We start from the raw sequence: 20,346 nt of genomic DNA on the forward strand, positions 1-20,346 counted from the left end.
AACTCCGCTTCTAACAGCGATCCGATCTTCGCCAGACAGCAAAAAGGGTGAAGGACCACCGCTCGCACACGGCGCCTTCACCCTTTTCTTGTTCTTCGACCCGCCGGCGTGATGCGTGCCGGCCGTTAATGCAGGCCGGCCGCGTAGTCGGCAACCGCCTTGATTTCGTCATCCGAAAGCCGATGCGCAATCGTGTGCATCGCCTCGTTGTTGTTGCGCGTGCCCTGCTGGAAGGCATCGAGCTGCGCGACGATGTACTCCGACCACTGACCCGAAAGGCGCGGATACTGGATCGGTATGCCCTGCCCGGTCGGCCCGTGGCAAGCCGCGCACGCGGGCACGCCCTTGTCCGCGATCCCCGCGCGCCAGATCGTCTGGCCGAGCGGCACGGTTTTCGCGTCGCGCGCGTAGCCGGGTTTCGGCGTCTGCGAGGCGAACCAGGCTGCGACGTTGATCATATCCTGATCCGACAGCGCGGAGGCGAAGCCCGCCATAATCGCGTTATTACGCGCGGGGGGCTTGCCACCCTGCGATTTGAAGTCCTTGAGTTCTTTGACGAGATATTCGGCGTGCTGGCCGGCGAGCTTGGGATAGGCGCCGCCGGTGCTGTTGCCGTCCGCGCCGTGGCAGGCTGCGCACACCTGGGAGGCGATGGCCTGGCCGCGGGCAATATCCGGTTTGGCCGGATCGGCTGCCGCCGTTTGTGCCGCCACCATCGTAAGACCTGCAGTAAGACCCGCCGCTATCGCAAATTCAAGCACCTTCAAGGACTTGCCCAGTCGATTCATTCGCGCACCTTGTTTCGTCTTGTGGGAATCAGGTTCTGCAAAGTACGACAGCGACCGATCTACCTCGAAAGGCCCGCGCTGGCCTCACGGGTATTCAGTAAACCATCGCATTGTACAATAGCGCGGTGGGCGCAACCGCGCCAGTCGGGCGCTGCCCCGATATCCCCGATTCCCTCCCGGCCGCCTCCGGGCCCGCGGCTACGCCGCGACGTTGTCTCCTATTGTGGTTTCCCAGATGGCATTCCTGCTGCATCAAGCCCGCTTTTTCACGACGGTGAACCACCTGCGCGACCTGCCCGCCACGGCGCGGCCGGAAATCGCGTTCGCCGGCCGCTCGAATGCCGGCAAATCCACGGCGATCAACCTGCTGTGCAACCAGAAGCGCCTCGCCTTCGCCTCGAAGACGCCGGGCCGCACCCAGCACATCAACTATTTCGCGGTGGGCCCGGCGGACGATCCCGCGGGCTATCTGGTGGACCTGCCGGGCTACGGCTACGCCGAGGTGCCGGAGGCGTCGAAGACGCACTGGGAGATACTGCTGTCCCAATATCTGGCCACGCGCGCCCAGTTGCGCGGCCTGATCCTGATGATGGATGCGCGCCGCCCGCTCACCGAACTCGACCGCCGCATGATCGAGTGGTTCGCCCCCACGGGCAAACCGATCCACGCGCTTCTGACCAAATGTGACAAATTGACGCGTCAGGAATGCACGCTCTCGCTGCGCACGACGAAAAAAGCCTTCGAGGAATATCGCCAGCAGGGCTATGAGGGCGAGTTGAGCGCGCAGCTCTTCTCGGCGCTCAAGCGCGTGGGTCTCGAGGAGGCGCACGCGCTGATCGAAAGCTGGCTCGTGCCGGCCGCGGGCGACGAGGCCGCCGGCGAAGCCACCCAAGGTCCCGCCGCTTAAGGATATTTCTTCGTACGAGTGTGCGGCAGCGCACAAGAAACGCCCCGCCTCTCCCCTTTTTCGAGGACCCGATGGCGCCCGCCACGGGTTCGGCTGCGTCCGTTTTGCCCGGGCCCTGCACGTTTCGGCCGCACATAAAAAAACCCGCCGCAAGTGCCGGCGGGCTAAACAGCCTTATCGAAAAACGACAGGCACCCGCTCAGGGAGGAGAAGCGGGGAGTCCGGCGCAGAGCGCCTCGCTCGATCGGTATGATATACCATTGTCCTGGAAAGTTTCCGGAGCCCCGGGAACGCAGTTCGATCCAGGTCTATCCGCCGACATGAGCTTCTATCCGCATCATCGTCCGCGCCGCATGCGCCGTGACGACTTCTCGCGCCGCCTGATGCGCGAGAACCTTCTCACCACGAACGATCTGATCTACCCCGTGTTCGTCGTCGCGGGCAACAACGTGCGCGAAGCCGTGCCGTCCATGCCCGGTGTCGATCGCGTGTCGATCGACCTCCTGATGGGGGTCGCCGAACAATGCGTCGAGCTCGGCGTGCCGGTGCTCTCGCTTTTCCCCGCCGTGGACGCCGCGCTGAAGACGCCGGACGGCATCGAAGCGACGAACCCCGACGGCACGATCCCGCGCGCCGTGCGCGAACTGAAGAAGCATTTCCCGGATCTGGGCGTGCTGTGCGACGTCGCGCTCGACCCGTACACGAGTCACGGCCAGGACGGCGTGCTCGACGAAAACGGCTACGTGATCAACGACGAAACCATCGAGATCCTCGTCGCGCAGGCGCGCACGCAGGCCGAGGCGGGGGTCGATATCGTGGCGCCTTCCGACATGATGGACGGCCGTATCGGCGCCATTCGCGAGATGCTGGAAAGCGAGAACCACGTCCATACGAAGATCATGGCCTATTCGGCCAAATATGCTTCGGCGTTCTATGGACCGTTCCGCGACGCGGTGGGCTCGGCCCCAAATCTGGGCAAGAGCAACAAGATGACCTACCAGATGGACCCGGCCAATTCCGACGAGGCACTGCGCGAAGTGCGCCTCGATATCGAGGAAGGCGCGGACATGGTGATGGTCAAGCCCGGCATGCCGTATCTCGACATCCTGCGCCGCGTGAAGGACGAGTTCCGCTACCCGACCTACGTGTACCAGGTGAGCGGCGAATACGCGATGCTCAAGGCCGCTGCGCAAAACGGCTGGCTCGACCACGACAAGGTGATGATGGAGTCGCTGCTCGCATTCAAGCGCGCAGGCGCGGACGGCATTCTCACGTACTTCGCGCTCGACGCTGCGCGGCTGCTGCGCGCGCAGACGTAAGGGTCGCTGTTCAGGGTTCCGAAGCGATCCGGATTCCTGCAAAGCAAAAGGGCACGTCGATCACGGCGTGCCCTTTTCTCTTTGTGCGCCCCGTTTTTGATCAGGACTGCGGCACAGGCGACGCCGCCGGCGCCGAGAGTTGATCGAGGCGCGCGAGGAAGCGGTCCGCGGCCTCGTAGCCGACCACGCGCAGCACTTCGTGGCCCTTGTCGTCGAAGAAGATGATGCCGGGCGGCCCGAACAGGCCAAAGCGCTTGAGCAAGGCCTGATCTCCGGCATTGTTCGCGGTAACGTCGGCGCGCAGCAGGTCCAGTTGCTTGAGCCGTGCCACGACGCGCGGATCGCTGAACGTGAACTTCTCCATCTCCTTGCAGCTCACGCACCAGTCGGCGTAGAAGTCGAGCATCGAGGCTTTGCCCGAGGTCCCCAAGGCGGCGTCGAGTTGGGCCGGTGAGGCCACCGGGGCGAAGGTCAGTTCGCTGGCAGCCGGTCCGCTCGACGAGGCCACTGCGCTGGTCGCCGCTCCCGCGCCGTCCATGCGCGCAGCCAGCACGCCGAGTGGATGCAGCGGATCGGTAGAGCCCGCCGCCAGCCCGACCAGCAGCGTCGCCGCCCAGATCGCGAACGCGGCCCCCACCCCGCGGCCCAGACGCCGCCAGACGCCCTGCCCACCCGCGTGGGGCGAGAAAAGTCCGAGGGCGGCGGCGGCCAGCAGCAGCCACAGCGCGGCGAGCAGCATCTGCGCCGTGGCGCCAAGCACCGGCCAGACGATCCACAGCGCGGCCGCAAGCAGCACGACGCCGAAGAACACCTTCACGCCCTCCATCCAGGTGCCCGCGCGCGGCAACACCGTGCCCGCGCCGAGCCCGATGATCATGAGCGGCACGCCCAAGCCGATCCCCATCGCGAAGAGCGCGGCACCGCCGAGCACGGCATTGCCCGTGTGCGCGATGAACGCAAGCACCGCGAAAAGCGGCGCGGTCATGCATGCGCCGACGACGAGCGCGGAAAGCGCGCCCATGGCCGCGACGGCGGCAAACTTGCCACCCGAGCGCCCCTGCGAGGCACGCGAGGCGCCGTCCTGCCAGCGTTGCGGCAGGGCGATGTCATAGCCGGCGATGAGCGTGACGGCGAACGCCGTGAGCAACAGCGCGAACGCGCCCAGCACCCAGGGGTTCTGCAGCCACGCGCCAAGACTCTGGCCGACGAGCGCCGCCGCGATGCCCAGCACCGTATAGACGAGCGCCATGCCGAGCACGTAGACGAACGAGAGCGTAAAACCGCGTGCACGCGTCACGCGCGCGCCCTCGCCGACGATGATCGCCGAGAGAATCGGGATCATCGGGTACGAACACGGCAAGAGGCTCAGCACGATGCCCGCGACGAAATACAGGCCGACCACGGCGAAAAAGCCGCCGCCCTGGAGCAGCGACTGCGCGTAGTCCGCGCTAGTCGCGCGCTCGTACCAAGGTTCGCTCGCGGCGGCACCGGGGGCCGCTGCCACGGCCGGCGCCGCGATGCTCTGTCCGGCGCTCTCGCTCTGCGCTGCGCCTGCGGCAGCCGCCTGCAGCGCGGCACCGCTCACGCGATAACCGTGCTCGGCGGGCGGATAGCAGACGCCCGCGTCGGCGCAGCCTTGCGATGTCACGGCCAGATCGAACGGGCCGCTCGCACTCTTCACCGGCACGCGGATCGTGAGCTCGTTGCGGTAGGTCTCGACGTTCTTCTGGAAGGTCGGGTCGAACTTGACATGCCCCGGCGGGATATCCGGCGTGCCGAGCGTGGCCGTCCCGTTACGCGTCGCGAAAGCGAAGCGTTCGCGGTACATGTAGTAGCCGTCGGCGATCTTGAAGTGCACGTCCACTTCGCCCGGCTGCTCAGTCGCACTGAAGCTGAATGCCTGATCGGGCGGCAGGAAATCGTCATCGGCATGAGCAGGCGGCGCCGCGGCGAGCAACGAAAGCGTGCAGCAAACAAGCGCCAGCAGGAGCGGCAAGCCGGCGCGCAGGCGCCGTTCGAAACGGTTAAACATGAATGGGACGCTGGGTTTCGGCATTGACCCATTGTCCATACGCGTTCGACGCTGTCACCTGCCACGAGAGGATCTCAGGCGTGTCGTAGGGATGCTGGGTCTGGATGAACTGTTCGAGGTCGGCCGCGCGGGCCACGCTCGTCTTGAAAAGCAGCTGGATCTCGTCGGTGGATTCGAGCTTGCCCTGCCAGTGATACTGCGAGTGCACCGCACCCAGCCGCGTCACGCAGGCCGCAAGCCGCTGCGCCAGCGCGTCGGCGGCCAGGCGGTCGGCCGTCGCAGCGTCGGGCACCGTGGTCAGCATCAAGGTCACATTGAGGGTCACGTCGAACTCCGGCGCGAAACTTCAGGCAGGACGTTATCGTACCACCGGCTGCCATCGCCTTCCGACCGCGCCGGCAACAGGGGACGACGCAGCGCAAACACCGGCGACGCCCCTTTATTCCGCGCCCAAAACAAAAAAGCCAGGCAAGGCCTGGCTTTTCTGCATAACGGCTCGAACGCCGCAGGAAGCTTATTCCGCTTCTTGCACGTTCTCTTCCGCCACTTCCGGACGGTCGAGCAGCTCGACGAGCGCCATCGGTGCGTTGTCGCCGACGCGGAAGCCGAACTTCAGGATGCGCAGGTAGCCGCCCGGACGGTTCGCGAAACGCGGACCGAGCACGTCGAACAGCTTCGTGACCGAGTCACGATCGCGCAGGCGGTTGAACGCCAGACGGCGGTTCGCGAGCGACGGCTTCTTGCCGAGCGTGATGAGGGGCTCGACAACCTTACGGAGTTCCTTCGCCTTCGGCAGCGTCGTCTTGATGACTTCGTGCTCGATCAGCGAGTTGGACATGTTACGGAGCATTGCCAGACGGTGGCTGCTCGTGCGGTTCAGTTTCCGCAGACCATGACGGTGACGCATTTCAGTTTCCTTGAAACAAAGTTTTGGTCCAGCTCTTCTATCGCCCTGCAACTACCAGGGCACGGGCCGGTACATAAAAAAGGCAAGACGCGGATTCTACAGGAAAAATGCTGGAAAATCCGCGCCCATGCCGGACTTGCTTACTTGTCGACTTATTTGTCGAGACCGGCCGGCGGCCAGTTTTCGAGCTTCATGCCGAGCGTGAGACCGCGCGAAGCGAGCACTTCCTTGATCTCGTTGAGCGACTTGCGACCCAGGTTCGGGGTCTTGAGCAGCTCGTTCTCGGTGCGCTGGATCAGGTCGCCGATGTAGTAGATGTTCTCGGCCTTCAGGCAGTTCGCTGAGCGAACCGTGAGTTCGAGGTCATCCACCGGACGCAGCAGGATCGGGTCGATCTGCGGTGCGCGCGACGGGGCTTCCGCCGCCGTTTCCGTGCCTTCCAGAGCAGCGAACACCGACAGCTGATCCACGAGGATGCGCGCCGACTGGCGGATCGCTTCCTCAGGCGAGATCACGCCGTTGGTTTCGATGTTCATCACGAGCTTGTCGAGGTCGGTACGCTGTTCGACACGCGCGCTTTCCACGGCGTAGCTCACGCGGCGAACCGGCGAGAACGACGCGTCCAGCACGATGCGACCGATGATCTTGGCCGACTCCTCGCCGTAGCGGCGCACGTTGCCGGGCACATAGCCGCGGCCCTTTTCGACCTTGATCTGAACGTCGAGCTTGCCGCCCTTCGTCAGGCGCGCGATCACGTGGTCCGGGTTGATGACTTCGCAGTCGTGCGACAGTTCGATGTCGCCCGCCGTCACGACGCCTTCGGTTTCCTTGCGCAGCGTAACCGTCACTTCGTCACGGTTATGCAGCTTGAACACCACACCCTTCAGGTTCAACAGCAGGTTGACCACGTCCTCTTGCACACCGTCGAGCGTCGAATACTCATGCACGACGCCTGCGATCGTCACTTCGGTCGGCGCGTAGCCCACCATCGACGACAGCAGCACGCGCCGAAGCGCGTTACCCAAGGTGTGGCCATAACCGCGTTCGAACGGCTCCATGACCACTTTCGCGTGGTTGTCGCCGAGCGATTCCACAGCGATGATCTTGGGTTTCAACAAACTGGTTTGCATAGGTTTTCCTTTTCAATACCCTCGGCTCGTTACACCGATAAGGCTGAGATGGCAACAACCTGAAAAAAACAGCCGAGGCTCCCTCCTGCGCGAAGCACAGAGGTGACCCCGGCCGTCAATCCGATTAACGCGAATACAATTCGACGATCAGGCTTTCGTTGATGTCGCCAGCGATGTCGCTGCGCTCCGGCACGCTCTTGAACGTACCTTCGAACTTCTTCGCATCGACAGCGACCCAGCCCGGCATACCGCCTTGCTCGGCCAGCGACAGGGCTTCGAGGATACGAGCCTGCTTCTTGGCCTTTTCGCGGATGGCGACGACGTCGCCTGCCTTGACCTGCATCGACGGGATGTTCGCGACGACGCCGTTCAGCGTGAGAGCCTTGTGGCCCACGAGCTGACGCGCTTCAGCGCGGGTCGAGGCGAAGCCCATGCGGTACACGACGTTGTCGAGACGCGACTCGAGCAGTTGCAGCAGGTTTTCGCCGGTGTTGCCCTTGCGGCGGTCCGCTTCCGCGAAGTAGCGGCGGAACTGACGCTCGAGCACGCCGTAGATGCGCTTGACCTTCTGCTTTTCGCGCAGCTGCGTGCCGTAGTCGGACGTGCGGGCGCCCGAGGTGCGGCCGTGCTGACCCGGCTTGCTGTCGAGCTTGCACTTGTCGGCGAGCGAGCGGCGTGCGCTCTTCAGGAAGAGGTCGGTGCCTTCACGGCGGGACAGCTTGGCCTTCGGGCCGATATAACGTGCCACGTTGCTTTCCTTCGATAATGAATCACGCAAGAGCGGGGGGGGAAACCCGGCTTTCGCGCTAGTCCGGCTCTTTGAACCGAACGGTGGGCTTAGTCAATTCAATAATGCCGAGAGCCTGCACACGCCAGAGCGGCGGTACAGGCAAACGGCTAGAGCGACGCCTTAGATACGACGGCGCTTCGGCGGACGGCAGCCGTTGTGCGGAACCGGCGTCACGTCGGAGATCGCGGTGATCTTGATGCCAAGACCATGCAGCGCGCGCACCGCCGATTCGCGACCCGGGCCCGGGCCCTTGATTCGCACTTCGAGGTTCTTCACGCCGTATTCCATCGCCACGCGGCCAGCCGACTCGGCCGCGACCTGAGCTGCGAACGGAGTCGACTTGCGCGAACCCTTGAAGCCCTGGCCACCCGAGGTCGCCCAGGCAAGCGCGTTGCCTTGACGATCGGTGATCGTGATGATGGTGTTGTTGAACGACGCGTGAACGTGAACCACGCCCTCGGCGACGTTCTTCTTAACCTTCTTGCGAACGCGTTGCGCCGCGGTGTTGTTCGAAGCCTTAGCCATTACGTTTTCCTGTAACTGTCAGTTCCGCTTACTTCTTCAGCGACTGCGCTGCGCGGCGCGGACCCTTGCGCGTACGCGCGTTGGTACGCGTACGCTGGCCACGCAGGGGCAGGCCCTTGCGATGGCGCACGCCGCGGTAGCAGCCGAGGTCCATCAGGCGCTTGATGTTCATCGTCACTTCACGGCGCAGATCGCCTTCGACGACAAACTTGCCCACTTCCTCACGCAGCTTTTCCAGATCCGCGTCGTTCAGGTCCTTGACCTTCTTGTCAAACGGGACACCAGCGGACACGCAGATGTTGCGCGAACGCGTGCGGCCGATACCGAAAATTGCCGTCAGGCCGATTTCCGTGTGCTGGTGGTTCGGGATGTTAACCCCTGCGATACGAGCCATTGTTTTTCCTCAAACAAAAAGCGCAAGCGCGCTAATCAGCCTTGACGCTGCTTGTGGCGCGGGTCCGAGCTGCAGATCACGCGAACGACGCCGTTGCGCTTGATGATTTTGCAGTTACGGCAAATGCGCTTTACCGATGCCATCACTTTCATGATATTACCCTTTTTCTAAATCACTTCGCCCGGAACACGATCCGCGCACGCGACAGATCGTAAGGCGTCAATTCAACCGTCACCTTGTCGCCCGGGAGAATGCGGATGTAGTGCATCCGCATCTTTCCGGAAATATGTCCCAGAACGACATGGCCGTTTTCCAGCTTCACCCGGAAGGTTGCATTGGGGAGGTTTTCGATCACCTCACCCTGCATCTGGATTACATCGTCTTTGGCCATAGGTCCTTTTAACGCATCGGGACGCCGCCGCCCTTGAAGTTGGCCTTCTTGAGCAGCGATTCATATTGTTGCGACATCACGTACGACTGCACCTGCGCCATGAAGTCCATTGTGACGACGACAATGATCAGCAGCGACGTTCCGCCGAAATAAAACGGCACGTTCCAGCGCAGCACCAGAAATTCCGGCAGCAGGCAAACGAACACGATATAGATCGCACCGGCCAGCGTGAGACGCGTGAGGATGCGGTCAATATAACGGGCCGTTTGATCGCCCGGACGGATACCCGGTACGAACGCGCCACTCTTTTTCAGGTTGTCGGCCGTTTCCCTGCTGTTGAACACCAGTGCGGTGTAAAAGAAGCAGAAGAACACGATCGCCAACGCGTACAGCAACACGTACACGGGCTGGCCAGGCTTGAGGGCTTCGGCCACGTTGTGCAGCGTGTCCGCGAACCAGCTGCTTCGCGAACCCGAACTGAACCAGTTCAGGATGGTTGCCGGGAACAGGATGATCGACGACGCGAAGATCGGCGGAATCACACCCGACATGTTCAACTTCAGCGGCAGGTGGGACGACTGCCCGCCGTAAATCTTGTTGCCGACCTGACGCTTCGCATAGTTCACGAGGATCTTGCGCTGGCCGCGTTCGATGAACACCACCAGATAAGTCACCGCCGCGATCAGCACGACCACCAGGATGGCGGAGAACGGACCCATCGAGCCGGTCTGCACCAGCGAGAACAGGCCGCTGACCGCATTCGGGAAGCCCGCTGCGATCCCGCCGAAGATGATGATCGAGATGCCGTTGCCGAGGCCGCGTTCCGTGATCTGCTCACCAAGCCACATCAAGAACATCGTGCCGGTCACGAGCGTCACGACCGTCGTCAGGCGGAACACCATCCCCGGATCGATCACGAGAGCCGGCTGGTTTTCCAGCGCGACCGCGATGCCGAACGCCTGGAACGTCGCCAGCACCACCGTGAAGATCCGCGTGTACTGCGTGATCTTGCGTTGTCCTGCCTGCCCTTCCTTCTTCAGCGCTTCCAGCTGCGGCGAGACGATCGCCATCAGCTGCAGGATGATCGACGCCGAGATATACGGCATCACACCCAGCGCGAAGATCGTGAACCGCGACAGAGCGCCACCCGAGAACATGTTGAACATGCCAAGAATGCCGCCCGACTGGCTCTGGAAGAGCTTCGCCAGCTGGTCCGGGTCGATGCCCGGCACCGGAATATGCGCACCGATGCGATAAACGACCAGCGCCAGCAGCAGGAACACTGCACGCCGGCGCAGGTCGCCGAACTTCGGAGCGCTGCGACCGGTTTTTGCGAGACTCGGGCTAGTAGCCAAGTAGCTTCTCCGATGCAGATGCTAGTGACGGCGGGCGAACCCGCGCGCACCACTCACAATCACTCGGCAAAAGAACCGCCTGCTGCTTCAATCGCAGCACGCGCATTCTTCGTCGCACCCAGACCCTTAACCACGACCTTGCGCTTGATTTCGCCGGTGGCGATGATCTTCGCGCTCTTGGTCAGTTCGCCAACGAGGCCTGCCTGCTTCAGCGCCAGCAGATCGATTTCGTCGACCGGCAGCTTTTCGATGTCGGCGAGGCGCACTTCACCCACGAATTCCTTCGTGAGCGAGGTGAAGCCGCGCTTCGGCAGACGACGCTGCAGAGGCATCTGGCCGCCTTCGAAGCCGACCTTGTGGAAGCCGCCCGAACGCGATTTCTGACCCTTGTGACCACGGCCGGCGGTCTTGCCGAGGCCGGAGCCGATGCCGCGACCGACGCGACGCTTTGCGTGCTTCGCGCCTTCTGCCGGCTTCAGGTTATTCAATTCCATTTTCAACTCCTGGAGTCTTTGGTCCGCGTGCGCTTAAGCGATGACCTTAACGAGGTACGAGACCTTGTTGATCATGCCACGCACAGCCGGCGTGTCCTGCAGCTCGGAAACCGAGTTCAGGCGGCGCAGGCCGAGACCGCGCACGGTGGCACGGTGCGATTCGCGGGTCCCAATCAGGCTCTTGACGAGCTGAACCTTGACAGTTTTTTCAGACATGGTGCCCACCCTTAGCCCAGAATTTCTTCGACGGACTTGCCGCGCTTCGCCGCGATGTCAGCCGGAGTGGACTGCTTGCGCAGGCCGTCCAGCGTCGCACGAACGAGGTTGTACGGGTTCGTCGAACCGTGGCTCTTGGCCACGACGTTCTGCACGCCCATCACGTCGAACACCGCGCGCATCGGGCCGCCGGCGATCACGCCGGTACCGCCCTTCGCCGGGGCGAGGAGGACCACCGAGGCGCCGTGCTTGCCGTGCACTTCATGTTGCAGGGTGCCGTTCTTCAGGGGCACCTTGAACATGTTGCGGCGAGCTTGTTCCATCGCCTTCTGGACAGCGACCGGCACTTCCTTCGCCTTGCCCTTGCCCATACCGACGCGGCCATCACCGTCGCCAACCACGGTCAGTGCGGCGAAGCCGAGAATACGGCCACCCTTCACGACCTTGGTCACGCGATTGACCGAAATCATTTTTTCGCGAAGGCCGTCGTCGCGTTCGTCAGCCTGAACTTTCGCTTGCATCTTTGCCATGACGAATTCCTTCCTTAGAACTTGAGCCCGGCTTCGCGCGCAGCCTCAGCCAGCGCCTTCACGCGGCCGTGGTAGCGGAAACCCGAGCGGTCGAAGGCGACGGATTCGATGCCGGCAGCCTTGGCCTTTTCTGCGATACGCTTGCCGATCAGCGTGGCAGCGGCGACGTTGCCGCCCTTGCCCGACTGGTCAGCCAGTTGCGCACGCACTTCGGCTTCGAGCGTCGACGCGCTGGCGAGCACCTTGGTGCCGCAGGGCGAGAACACTTGCGCGTAGATGTGCGTGTTCGTGCGATGCACGGCCAGGCGCGCGACCTGCAGCTCAGCGATCTTGAGACGCGTCTGACGAGCGCGGCGCAGGCGAGATTGAGTCTTATCCATGATTGCGCACCCTTACTTCTTCTTCGTTTCTTTGAGGATCACAACCTCGTCGGCGTAACGCACACCCTTGCCCTTGTAGGGCTCAGGCGGGCGATAACCGCGCACTTCTGCAGCGGTTTGGCCGACTTTCTGCTTGTCGATCCCCTTGATCACGATTTCCGTTTGCGACGGGGTTTCAGCCTTGACGCCTTCCGGCATCTGGTGCACCACGGGGTGCGAGAAACCCAGCGACAGGTTCAGCTTGTCGCCTTGCGCCTGAGCACGGTAACCAACGCCAACCAGCGTCAGCTTGCGCTCGAAGCCCTTCGTCACGCCTTGCACCATGTTCGCGACGATCGCGCGCATCGTGCCCGACATCGCATTCGCTTCGCGGCTTTCGTCCGTCGGCTCGAACTTCAACGTGCCGTTGTCGTTCACCACCTTCACGAGGCGGTTCGCTGCCTGCGAAATCGTACCCAGCGGGCCCTTGACGGTAATCTTCTCGTCGCTGAGCGTCGCTTCCGCGCCTTGCAGCGCGATCGGGCTCTTACCTACTCGAGACATGTGTCTTCTCCTTCGGCGTTAGGCGACGTAGCAGATGACTTCGCCGCCCACGCCATTGGCGCGAGCCTTGCGGTCCGTCATCACACCCTTCGGCGTCGACACGATCGCAACGCCGAGGCCATTCATGACCTGCGGGATGTCGTTGCGGCCGCGGTACACGCGCAGACCCGGCTTCGAGACGCGCTCGAGGCGTTCGATAACGGGACGGCCAGCGTAGTACTTCAACGCGATGTTCAATTCCGACTTCGCACCTTCGGTCTTCACCGCGAAGTCGTCGATATAACCTTCGTCCTTCAGGACCTGCGCGATTGCGATCTTGACCTTCGACGAGGGCATTTGCACCGAAACCTTCTCGACCATCTGCGCATTGCGGATGCGAGTCAGCATATCGGCGATAGGATCACTCATGCTCATTTATGTTTCTCCTATTACCAGCTCGCCTTGGTGACGCCAGGGATCTCACCACGGAACGCGATTTCACGAATCTTGTTACGTGCGAGACCGAACTTACGGAACGTGCCACGCGGACGACCCGTGATCGCGCAGCGGTTACGCTTGCGGGTCGGGTTCGAGTTGCGGGGCAGCTGTTGCAGTTCGAGACGAGCTGCGTAGCGTTCTTCTTCCGACTTGCTTTGGTCGTCGATGATCGCCTTCAGCGCTGCGCGCTTCGGCGCAAATTTCGCTGCCAGACGAGCGCGCTTCTTTTCACGTTCGATCAGTGCCAGTTTAGCCACGGTAACCTCAGTTTCTGAACGGGAACTTGAAGCCGGCGAGCAGTGCCTTTGCTTCTTCGTCGGTCTTCGCGGTCGTCGTGATGCTGATGTTCAGCCCACGCAGCGTGTCAACCTTGTCGTAGTCGATTTCGGGGAAAATAATCTGCTCTTTCACACCGATGTTGTAGTTACCACGGCCGTCGAACGCCTTGCCCGACACACCGCGGAAGTCGCGCACGCGGGGGAGCGCAACCGTCACGAAACGATCGAGGAATTCGTACATTGCCTGGCCACGCAGCGTGACCATCGTGCCGATCGGATAACCTTCGCGGATCTTGAAGCCGGCGATTGCCTTGCGCGACTTCGTGATGACCGGCTTCTGGCCGGCGATCTTCGTGAGGTCGCCAACGGCGTGCTCGAGGACCTTCTTGTCAGCGACGGCTTCACCGACACCCATGTTCAGGGTGATCTTGGTGAGGCGCGGCACTTCCATGATCGACTTGTAACCGAACTTCTCGATCAGGCCGGGAACGACCTTCTCTTTATAAAATTCTTGCAAACGTGCCATTTTTTACTCCGCAGCGTCAGGCGCTCAGAACAGCACCGGTCGTCTTCAGGAAACGGACCTTCTTGTCCCCTTCGACCTTGATGCCCACGCGCGACGGCTTGCCGTTCGCGTCGACCAGCGCGACGTTCGAAATGTTCAGCGGCATGACCTTGGCTTCCACGCCGCCCGTCGTACCCTTCATGGGGTTCGGCTTCACATGCTTCTTGGCGATGTTGACGCCTTCGACGGTGACGCGCTCTTCGCCCACGGCCAGCACGACGCCGCGCTTGCCCTTGTCTTTGCCGGTGATGACGATGACTTCGTCACCCTTGCGAATCTTGTTCATCGCGACTCCTTACAGCACTTCCGGCGCGAGCGAAACGATCTTCATGAATCGTTCGCTACGCAGCTCACGCGTGACCGGCCCGAAGATGCGGGTGCCGATCGGCTCAAGCTTGGTATTCAAAAGCACGGCGGCGTTGCCATCGAACTTGATCAGCGAGCCGTCTTGACGGCGCACGCCCTTCGCGGTGCGAACCACAACAGCGTTGTAGATTTCGCCCTTCTTCACGCGCCCACGCGGCGTTGCTTCCTTGACGCTCACCTTGATGATGTCGCCAATGCTGGCATAACGACGCTTCGAGCCGCCGAGCACCTTGATGCACATGACTTCACGTGCACCCGTGTTGTCGGCCACTTCAAGCCGAGTTTCGGTCTGGATCATGGTTTATCTTTCCCAACTTAATCCGGTCGCGCCACCATGGCACATCCGGTCAGTCTTGGTCCCGTCAGCCGCGCCGCCACTAGAACGACCGCTCAGCTGCTTGGGTTAGAACAGCAGCGACGGCAAACGAAACCGGCCATCGCATTCCGGTAAATCTTGCAGATCCGGACTGGCGCCTGAATCCGCTTTTTGCAGACTTCCCCGCTTAACTTTGCCTGCTGCTTTGCCAACAGCAAGCCTCATAAAGAGGGAAGACCAAGACTATAACTCGATAGTCTTGGTCTAGCAAGCGAAATCTTTAGCGATTTCAATAACTTCTCCACCCCGGGAGGTTTTGCAACCTGCGGCCCCGGGGCGGTGTTGCGTCACTGTTTAGATGACGCGTGCTGCTTCGATCAGCTTCGACACGGTCCAGGCCTTCGTCCGCGAAATCGGACGGGTTTCCTGGATTTCAACGAGGTCGCCCTCGTTGTACGTGTTCGCTTCGTCGTGCGCGTGGTACTTCTTCGACTGCACAACGTACTTGCCGTAGATCGGGTGCTTGACGCGGCGCTCGACCAGGACGGTGACCGTCTTGTCCATCTTGTTGCTGACGACCTTGCCGACCAGCGTCCGCTTAAGCGAGGTTTTCACGCTTTCGTTCATTTCTGGTTCGCCTTCTCAGTCAGGACGGTCCGCACACGTGCGATGTCGCGACGAACCTTCTTCAGCTGGCTCGTGTTCGTGAGCTGCTGGGTCGCGAGTTGCATGCGCAGGCCGAATTGCGCCTTCAGAAGGTCCGACAGCTCTTGATTGAGCGCGGCCTTGTCTTTCTGGTGAAGTTCGGATGCCTTCATCATTCACTCCTTAGGCGCCGAGCTGGCGAATCATGAAGACCGTCTTCAGCGGCAGCTTGGCTGCAGCCAGACGGAAAGCTTCACGGGCCAGTTCTTCGGACACACCATCCATTTCGTACAGCATCTTGCCCGGCTGGATCTCGGCGACGTAGTACTCCGGGTTACCCTTACCGTTACCCATACGCACTTCTGCCGGCTTTTGCGAGATCGGCTTGTCCGGGAAAATGCGGATCCAGATGCGGCCGCCACGCTTGATGTGACGCGTCATTGCACGACGCGCCGCTTCAATCTGACGCGCGGTCAGGCGACCACGACCGATAGCCTTCAGACCGTATTCACCGAACGACACTGCGTTACCACGCGTGGCGACGCCGGTGTTACGACCCTTCTGCTCTTTGCGATACTTCCTGCGTTTCGGTTGCAGCATCGTTATTCTCCAGTCTTGCCGTCACCGCCGGCAGCGCCACGGCGCGGTGCGCCACGACGGGCACCCGGTGCGCCTTCGCCATCACGGCGCGGACGACGATCGCCCGGGCGCGCGTTGCGGCGCGGACGCTTTTCTTCGGCGACTTCTTCCACCACCGGTGCGTCGTTGCGGCCGAGCGTGTCGCCCTTGTAGACCCAAACCTTCACGCCGATGATGCCGTACGTCGTCTTCGCTTCCGAGGTCGCGTAGTCGATGTCGGCACGCAGCGTGTGAAGCGGCACGCGACCTTCGCGGTACCACTCGGTACGCGCGATTTCGATACCGTTCAGACGGCCGGCGCTCATGATCTTGATGCCCTGGGCACCCAGACGCATCGCGTTCTGCATCGCGCGCTTCATCGCGCGGCGGAACATGATCCGGCGCTCGAGCTGCTGCGTGATCGAATCGGCGATCAGTTGAGCATCGGTTTCCGGCTTGCGGATTTCCTCGATGTTCACGTGAACCGGAACGCCCATGCGCTTCTGGAGTTCGGCCTTGAGGAGTTCGATGTCCTCGCCCTTCTTGCCGATCACCACACCCGGGCGCGAGCTGTAAATCGTGATGCGAGCGTTCTTTGCCGGACGCTCGATCACAACACGGCCCACCGAAGCGTTCTTCAGCTTCTTCTTCAGGTATTCACGAACACCGATGTCTTCCTTCAACATCGCCGCGAAATTGTTGTTGTTCGCGTACCAACGCGAAGCCCAATTGCGGCTGACGGCCAAACGGAAGCCAGTCGGATGAATTTTCTGTCCCATCGTATGGCTCCTTAATTCCCGACCGTCACAGTGATGTGACAGGATTGCTTCTCGATGCGGTTGCCGCGGCCCTTGGCGCGCGCGGTGAAACGCTTCAGCGAAGCCGCCTTGTCGACGTAGATGCTCTTGATCTTGAGCTCGTCGATGTCGGCGCCTTCGTTGTGTTCCGCGTTTGCGATCGCCGAGAGCACAACCTTTTTCACGATGCCGGCCGCTTTCTTCGGCGAGAACGTCAGAACGTTCAGTGCCTTGTCAACCGGCAGACCGCGGATCTGGTCAGCCACAAGGCGCGTCTTCTGCGCCGAGATGCGGGCACCGCGATGAATTGCCTTCACTTCCATCTTGATTGCCCCTTATTTCTTGGCCTTCTTGTCGGCCGCGTGACCCTTGAACGTACGGGTCAAGGCGAACTCGCCAAGCTTGTGGCCGACCATGTTTTCCGTGACATACACCGGAACGTGTTGACGGCCGTTGTGAACGGCGATCGTCAGGCCGATGAAGTCCGGCAGGATCGTCGAACGACGCGACCAGGTCTTGATCGGTTTCTTGTCGCGCGTCGCTGCAGCCGCCTCAACCTTCTTCAGCAAATGGGCGTCGCAGAACGGACCTTTCTTGATAGAACGTGCCATTGCCTACTCCTTAACGCTTGTGACGGCGCTGGACGATCATGCTCGTCGTGCGCTTGTTGCTGCGGGTACGATAGCCCTTCGTCGGCGTGCCCCACGGGCTCACCGGATCGCGACCAGCCGCAGTCTTGCCTTCGCCACCACCGTGCGGGTGGTCGACCGGGTTCATTGCAACGCCACGGACCGTCGGGCGGATACCGCGCCAGCGGTTCGCGCCGGCCTTACCGATCTGACGGAGGCTGTGCTCTTCGTTGCCGACTTCACCGATCGTCGCGCGGCACTCGACGTGCACGCGGCGGATTTCGCCCGAACGCAGACGAACCTGCGCGTAGACGCCTTCACGGGCCAGCAGCATTGCCGACGTACCCGCCGAACGCGCGATTTGCGCGCCCTTGCCAGGCAGCATTTCGATGCAGTGGATCGTCGTACCGACCGGGATGTTGCGGATCGGCAGGGCATTGCCCGCGCGGATCGGCGCTTCCGAACCCGACATCAGCTGTTGACCCACCGTCGCACCCTTCGGAGCGATGATGTAGCGGCGCTCGCCGTCTGCGTACAGAACCAGCGCGATGTTCGCGCTACGGTTCGGGTCGTACTCGAGACGCTCGATCTTTGCCGGAATGCCGTCCTTGTTGCGACGGAAATCGACCACACGGTAGTGCTGCTTGTGACCGCCACCCTGGTGACGCGTCGTGATGTGGCCGTTGTTGTTACGGCCCGCCTTCGAGGATTGCTTTTCGAGCAGCGGCGCGTACGGCGTGCCCTTGTGCAGTTCCTTGTTGACGATCTTCACCATCGCGCGGCGACCGGGCGAAGTCGGCTTAACTTTCACGATTGCCATGATTACTTGGCCTCCGCTTCAAAGTTGATTTCCTGGCCGGGCTTCAGGCAGACGTAGGCCTTTTTCACGTCTTTACGCTTGCCGACGAAACGGCCAAAGCGCTTGTTCTTGCCCTTCTGGACCAGAACGTTGACGGAATCGACTTCCACCTTGAACAGCAGCTCGACAGCAGCCTTGACTTCCTGCTTGGTCGCGTCCGGCGCGACTTCGAACACAACTTGTTCGTTCTTGTCCGCCACCAGCGTCGCCTTTTCGGAGATCACCGGTGCGAGCAGGACCTGCATCAAACGATGATCGTTCTTGCGAATCTCGCTCATGACAGCAACTCCTCGATCTGGGCGACCGCAGCCTTCGTGATCAGAATCTTCTTGAAGTAGATCAGCGAGAGCGGGTCGGCGAAACGCGGCTCAACGACTGCCACGTGGGGCAGGTTGCGCGACGCGAGATACAGGTTCTCGTCAACCGTGTCGGTGATGACCAGCACGGACTCGAGACCCATGGCCTTGAACTTTTCGGCCAGCAGCTTCGTCTTCGGCGCTTCGAGGGAAAGATCCTCGACGACCGAGATGCGGCCTTCGCGGGCCAGCTGCGAGAAGATCGAGCAGAGACCTGCGCGATGCATCTTCTTGTTGACCTTGTGCGAGAAGTTTTCTTCCGGCGAGTTCGGGAAGATACGACCACCGCCGCGCCACAGCGGGCTCGACGACATACCGGCACGAGCACGGCCCGTACCCTTCTGGCGCCACGGCTTCTTGGTGGTGTGCTTGACCTGCTCGCGATCCTTCTGCGCGCGGTTGCCGCTACGTGCGTTCGCCTGATAGGCGACGACGATCTGGTGAATCAGGGCTTCGTTGTACTCACGACCGAACACGACGTCCGATGCGTTCACCGCAGCACCTTCCTGACCATTAGCGTTCAGGAGCTTCAGTTCCATTATTGCGCTCCTTTCTTCACGCGAGCCTTGACCGCCGGCGTCACGAAAACCTTGCCGCCCTTGGCGCCCGGAACAGCACCCTTCACGAGCAGGAGCTTGCGCTCTGCGTCGATACGTGCGATTTCGAGGTTTTGCACCGTCACGGTTTCGTCACCCATGTGACCGGTCATGCGCTTGCCCGGGAACACGCGGCCCGGATCCTGCGCCATACCGATCGAACCCGGCACGTTGTGCGAGCGCGAGTTACCGTGCGAAGCACGGCCGGAGCTGAAGTTGTAACGCTTGATGGTACCGGCGTAGCCCTTACCGATCGAGGTGCCTTGCACGTCGACTTTCTGGCCTTCCGAGAAGAGATCCACACCGATCACAGCGCCAGCGGACAGTTCGGCAGCCTTGGCGGCGTCGATCTGGAATTCCTTGAGGATTTCACCGGCTTGAACGCCAGCTTTGGCGAGATGACCTGCGAGCGGCTTCGTCACGCGCGATGCACGGCGCGTACCGAACGCAACCTGAACGGCCGTGTAGCCGTCGGTTTCAACAGTCTTGATCTGCGTCACGCGGTTGTCGGACACGTCCAGCACGGTAACGGGAATCGAGTCCCCATCGGCCGTGAAGATACGGGTCATGCCAACCTTGCGACCTACGAGTCCAAGGCTCATCGTTTTCTCCATTCCCGACTGCGATTGGTCGGGGCTAATTTACAAAGTACCGGCGCTTTTTCCAGCCCGCCCAAGGTAAAGGCCTGGGTCAAAGTCCCGGAAAGAACACACCGATTTTTTGCGCAGATGCGCGAAAAGACGTCAAGTATAACGTCCTTTCTCGTTTTCCGCAAGCAATCAAAGACTTAGCACCGCCAGACAACGCTGACAGCGCCCGGAGTCTTACTGCAGCTTGATTTCGACGTCCACACCAGCCGGCAGATCGAGCTTCATCAGCGCGTCGACGGTCTTGTCCGTCGGGTCGACGATGTCCATCAGGCGCAGGTGGGTACGGATTTCGAGCTGATCGCGCGACGTCTTGTTGACGTGCGGCGAACGCAGGATGTCGAAACGCTGGATGCGCGTCGGCAGCGGCACCGGGCCACGGACGATTGCACCCGTCCGCTTCGCCGTGTCGACGATCTCGGCTGCCGACTGGTCGATCAGGCGATAGTCGAAAGCCTTCAGGCGAATACGGATTTTTTGGTTCTGCATGACGATT

Annotated in this window: 34 protein-coding genes; 2 read left to right on the forward strand and 32 right to left on the reverse strand. The window is 61.6% G+C overall.

The features are described 5' to 3' along the window. Positions 1-125 precede the first annotated feature (125 nt). Positions 126-788: a c-type cytochrome gene (locus tag U5760_RS26780; RefSeq protein WP_322015343.1), complete on the reverse strand. Its 663-nt coding sequence runs from the start codon at positions 786-788 to the stop codon at positions 126-128. A gap of 235 nt (positions 789-1,023) precedes the next feature. Here U5760_RS26780 and yihA point away from each other — a divergent pair, with 235 nt between their 5' ends. Further along, positions 1,024-1,695, forward strand: coding sequence for a ribosome biogenesis GTP-binding protein YihA/YsxC (yihA, locus tag U5760_RS26785; RefSeq protein ID WP_322015344.1), 672 nt, complete (start codon positions 1,024-1,026; stop codon positions 1,693-1,695). A gap of 320 nt (positions 1,696-2,015) precedes the next feature. Next, positions 2,016-3,014 (forward strand): porphobilinogen synthase, encoded by a 999-nt coding sequence (hemB, locus tag U5760_RS26790; protein ID WP_322015345.1) that lies wholly within the window; start codon positions 2,016-2,018, stop codon positions 3,012-3,014. Positions 3,015-3,114: 100 nt separating this feature from the next. On the opposite strand, the gene dsbD is transcribed toward hemB, so the two are convergent. The 31 genes from dsbD to rpsJ form a co-directional block, all read right to left on the reverse strand. Continuing rightward, positions 3,115-5,046 carry a protein-disulfide reductase DsbD gene (gene dsbD / locus U5760_RS26795; protein WP_322015346.1) on the reverse strand — a complete coding sequence of 644 codons (1,932 nt, stop codon included), beginning with the start codon at positions 5,044-5,046 and terminating at the stop codon, positions 3,115-3,117. Further along, positions 5,039-5,350, reverse strand: a complete 312-nt coding sequence (gene cutA / locus U5760_RS26800) for a divalent-cation tolerance protein CutA (protein ID WP_322015368.1) — start codon at positions 5,348-5,350, stop codon at positions 5,039-5,041. The genes dsbD and cutA overlap by 8 nt, the downstream gene beginning before the upstream one ends. Before the next feature lie 210 nt (positions 5,351-5,560). Continuing rightward, positions 5,561-5,953, reverse strand: a complete 393-nt coding sequence (gene rplQ / locus U5760_RS26805) for a 50S ribosomal protein L17 (RefSeq protein ID WP_027797304.1) — start codon at positions 5,951-5,953, stop codon at positions 5,561-5,563. Between the two features lie 152 nt (positions 5,954-6,105). Then, positions 6,106-7,083: a DNA-directed RNA polymerase subunit alpha gene (locus U5760_RS26810; RefSeq protein ID WP_028228142.1), complete on the reverse strand. Its 978-nt coding sequence runs from the start codon at positions 7,081-7,083 to the stop codon at positions 6,106-6,108. A 124-nt stretch (positions 7,084-7,207) separates the two neighbouring features. Next, entirely contained in the window at positions 7,208-7,831 is a 624-nt protein-coding gene (gene rpsD / locus U5760_RS26815) for a 30S ribosomal protein S4 (protein ID WP_322015347.1), read from the reverse strand. A 162-nt stretch (positions 7,832-7,993) separates the two neighbouring features. Then, complete coding sequence (gene rpsK, locus U5760_RS26820; RefSeq protein WP_017777173.1) at positions 7,994-8,398, reverse strand: 30S ribosomal protein S11; 405 nt, start codon at positions 8,396-8,398, stop codon at positions 7,994-7,996. 28 nt (positions 8,399-8,426) lie between these two features. After that, positions 8,427-8,792 carry a 30S ribosomal protein S13 gene (gene rpsM, locus U5760_RS26825; protein ID WP_028228144.1) on the reverse strand — a complete coding sequence of 122 codons (366 nt, stop codon included), beginning with the start codon at positions 8,790-8,792 and terminating at the stop codon, positions 8,427-8,429. 35 nt (positions 8,793-8,827) lie between these two features. After that, positions 8,828-8,944, reverse strand: a complete 117-nt coding sequence (gene rpmJ / locus U5760_RS26830) for a 50S ribosomal protein L36 (protein ID WP_027819338.1) — start codon at positions 8,942-8,944, stop codon at positions 8,828-8,830. Positions 8,945-8,964: 20 nt separating this feature from the next. Then, the gene (gene infA / locus U5760_RS26835) at positions 8,965-9,183 is read right to left on the reverse strand and encodes a translation initiation factor IF-1 (protein WP_004521905.1); all 219 of its coding nucleotides are present in this window, start codon (positions 9,181-9,183) and stop codon (positions 8,965-8,967) included. Between the two features lie 8 nt (positions 9,184-9,191). Next, the gene (secY, locus tag U5760_RS26840) at positions 9,192-10,538 is read right to left on the reverse strand and encodes a preprotein translocase subunit SecY (protein ID WP_322015348.1); all 1,347 of its coding nucleotides are present in this window, start codon (positions 10,536-10,538) and stop codon (positions 9,192-9,194) included. Between the two features lie 59 nt (positions 10,539-10,597). After that, complete coding sequence (rplO, locus tag U5760_RS26845; RefSeq protein ID WP_027797298.1) at positions 10,598-11,032, reverse strand: 50S ribosomal protein L15; 435 nt, start codon at positions 11,030-11,032, stop codon at positions 10,598-10,600. A gap of 33 nt (positions 11,033-11,065) precedes the next feature. Then, positions 11,066-11,248: a 50S ribosomal protein L30 gene (gene rpmD / locus U5760_RS26850; protein ID WP_006400644.1), complete on the reverse strand. Its 183-nt coding sequence runs from the start codon at positions 11,246-11,248 to the stop codon at positions 11,066-11,068. Positions 11,249-11,259: 11 nt separating this feature from the next. Further along, complete coding sequence (gene rpsE / locus U5760_RS26855; RefSeq protein WP_293039544.1) at positions 11,260-11,778, reverse strand: 30S ribosomal protein S5; 519 nt, start codon at positions 11,776-11,778, stop codon at positions 11,260-11,262. A 14-nt stretch (positions 11,779-11,792) separates the two neighbouring features. Beyond that, on the reverse strand, positions 11,793-12,158 hold the full coding sequence (gene rplR, locus U5760_RS26860) for a 50S ribosomal protein L18 (RefSeq protein WP_028228149.1): 366 nt from the start codon (positions 12,156-12,158) through the stop codon (positions 11,793-11,795). Positions 12,159-12,170: 12 nt separating this feature from the next. Further along, positions 12,171-12,701, reverse strand: a complete 531-nt coding sequence (gene rplF / locus U5760_RS26865) for a 50S ribosomal protein L6 (RefSeq protein ID WP_028222619.1) — start codon at positions 12,699-12,701, stop codon at positions 12,171-12,173. A gap of 18 nt (positions 12,702-12,719) precedes the next feature. Continuing rightward, a complete protein-coding gene (gene rpsH, locus U5760_RS26870) occupies positions 12,720-13,115 on the reverse strand; it encodes a 30S ribosomal protein S8 (protein WP_028228151.1) in 396 nt (131 codons plus the stop codon). Positions 13,116-13,129: 14 nt separating this feature from the next. After that, a complete protein-coding gene (gene rpsN, locus U5760_RS26875) occupies positions 13,130-13,435 on the reverse strand; it encodes a 30S ribosomal protein S14 (RefSeq protein ID WP_028228152.1) in 306 nt (101 codons plus the stop codon). A gap of 7 nt (positions 13,436-13,442) precedes the next feature. Continuing rightward, a complete protein-coding gene (gene rplE / locus U5760_RS26880; protein WP_028222621.1) occupies positions 13,443-13,982 on the reverse strand; it encodes a 50S ribosomal protein L5 in 540 nt (179 codons plus the stop codon). Between the two features lie 16 nt (positions 13,983-13,998). After that, positions 13,999-14,307, reverse strand: coding sequence for a 50S ribosomal protein L24 (gene rplX, locus U5760_RS26885; protein WP_322015349.1), 309 nt, complete (start codon positions 14,305-14,307; stop codon positions 13,999-14,001). A gap of 9 nt (positions 14,308-14,316) precedes the next feature. Continuing rightward, entirely contained in the window at positions 14,317-14,685 is a 369-nt protein-coding gene (gene rplN / locus U5760_RS26890; RefSeq protein WP_028213345.1) for a 50S ribosomal protein L14, read from the reverse strand. 372 nt (positions 14,686-15,057) lie between these two features. Then, on the reverse strand, positions 15,058-15,330 hold the full coding sequence (gene rpsQ / locus U5760_RS26895) for a 30S ribosomal protein S17 (RefSeq protein WP_322015350.1): 273 nt from the start codon (positions 15,328-15,330) through the stop codon (positions 15,058-15,060). After that, the gene (gene rpmC, locus U5760_RS26900; RefSeq protein ID WP_028228156.1) at positions 15,327-15,521 is read right to left on the reverse strand and encodes a 50S ribosomal protein L29; all 195 of its coding nucleotides are present in this window, start codon (positions 15,519-15,521) and stop codon (positions 15,327-15,329) included. Before rpmC ends, rpsQ begins: the two co-directional genes overlap by 4 nt. Positions 15,522-15,531: 10 nt before the next feature. Beyond that, on the reverse strand, positions 15,532-15,948 hold the full coding sequence (gene rplP, locus U5760_RS26905; protein ID WP_322015351.1) for a 50S ribosomal protein L16: 417 nt from the start codon (positions 15,946-15,948) through the stop codon (positions 15,532-15,534). 2 nt (positions 15,949-15,950) lie between these two features. Beyond that, positions 15,951-16,745 (reverse strand): 30S ribosomal protein S3, encoded by a 795-nt coding sequence (gene rpsC / locus U5760_RS26910; RefSeq protein WP_028228157.1) that lies wholly within the window; start codon positions 16,743-16,745, stop codon positions 15,951-15,953. An 11-nt stretch (positions 16,746-16,756) separates the two neighbouring features. Next, positions 16,757-17,086, reverse strand: a complete 330-nt coding sequence (gene rplV / locus U5760_RS26915; protein WP_004199272.1) for a 50S ribosomal protein L22 — start codon at positions 17,084-17,086, stop codon at positions 16,757-16,759. Between the two features lie 12 nt (positions 17,087-17,098). Continuing rightward, positions 17,099-17,374 carry a 30S ribosomal protein S19 gene (rpsS, locus tag U5760_RS26920; RefSeq protein ID WP_027797286.1) on the reverse strand — a complete coding sequence of 92 codons (276 nt, stop codon included), beginning with the start codon at positions 17,372-17,374 and terminating at the stop codon, positions 17,099-17,101. Between the two features lie 10 nt (positions 17,375-17,384). Further along, entirely contained in the window at positions 17,385-18,212 is an 828-nt protein-coding gene (gene rplB, locus U5760_RS26925) for a 50S ribosomal protein L2 (RefSeq protein ID WP_322015352.1), read from the reverse strand. Between the two features lie 2 nt (positions 18,213-18,214). After that, positions 18,215-18,529, reverse strand: a complete 315-nt coding sequence (rplW, locus tag U5760_RS26930) for a 50S ribosomal protein L23 (protein ID WP_027797284.1) — start codon at positions 18,527-18,529, stop codon at positions 18,215-18,217. Beyond that, on the reverse strand, positions 18,526-19,146 hold the full coding sequence (rplD, locus tag U5760_RS26935; protein WP_322015353.1) for a 50S ribosomal protein L4: 621 nt from the start codon (positions 19,144-19,146) through the stop codon (positions 18,526-18,528). The genes rplW and rplD overlap by 4 nt, the downstream gene beginning before the upstream one ends. Next, positions 19,146-19,805 (reverse strand): 50S ribosomal protein L3, encoded by a 660-nt coding sequence (rplC, locus tag U5760_RS26940; protein ID WP_322015354.1) that lies wholly within the window; start codon positions 19,803-19,805, stop codon positions 19,146-19,148. The genes rplD and rplC overlap by 1 nt, the downstream gene beginning before the upstream one ends. Before the next feature lie 222 nt (positions 19,806-20,027). Continuing rightward, the gene (gene rpsJ / locus U5760_RS26945; protein ID WP_017777154.1) at positions 20,028-20,339 is read right to left on the reverse strand and encodes a 30S ribosomal protein S10; all 312 of its coding nucleotides are present in this window, start codon (positions 20,337-20,339) and stop codon (positions 20,028-20,030) included. Positions 20,340-20,346: the final 7 nt, after the last annotated feature.

The organism is Paraburkholderia sp. J12, from assembly GCF_905220215.1.
Classification (GTDB): domain Bacteria; phylum Pseudomonadota; class Gammaproteobacteria; order Burkholderiales; family Burkholderiaceae; genus Paraburkholderia.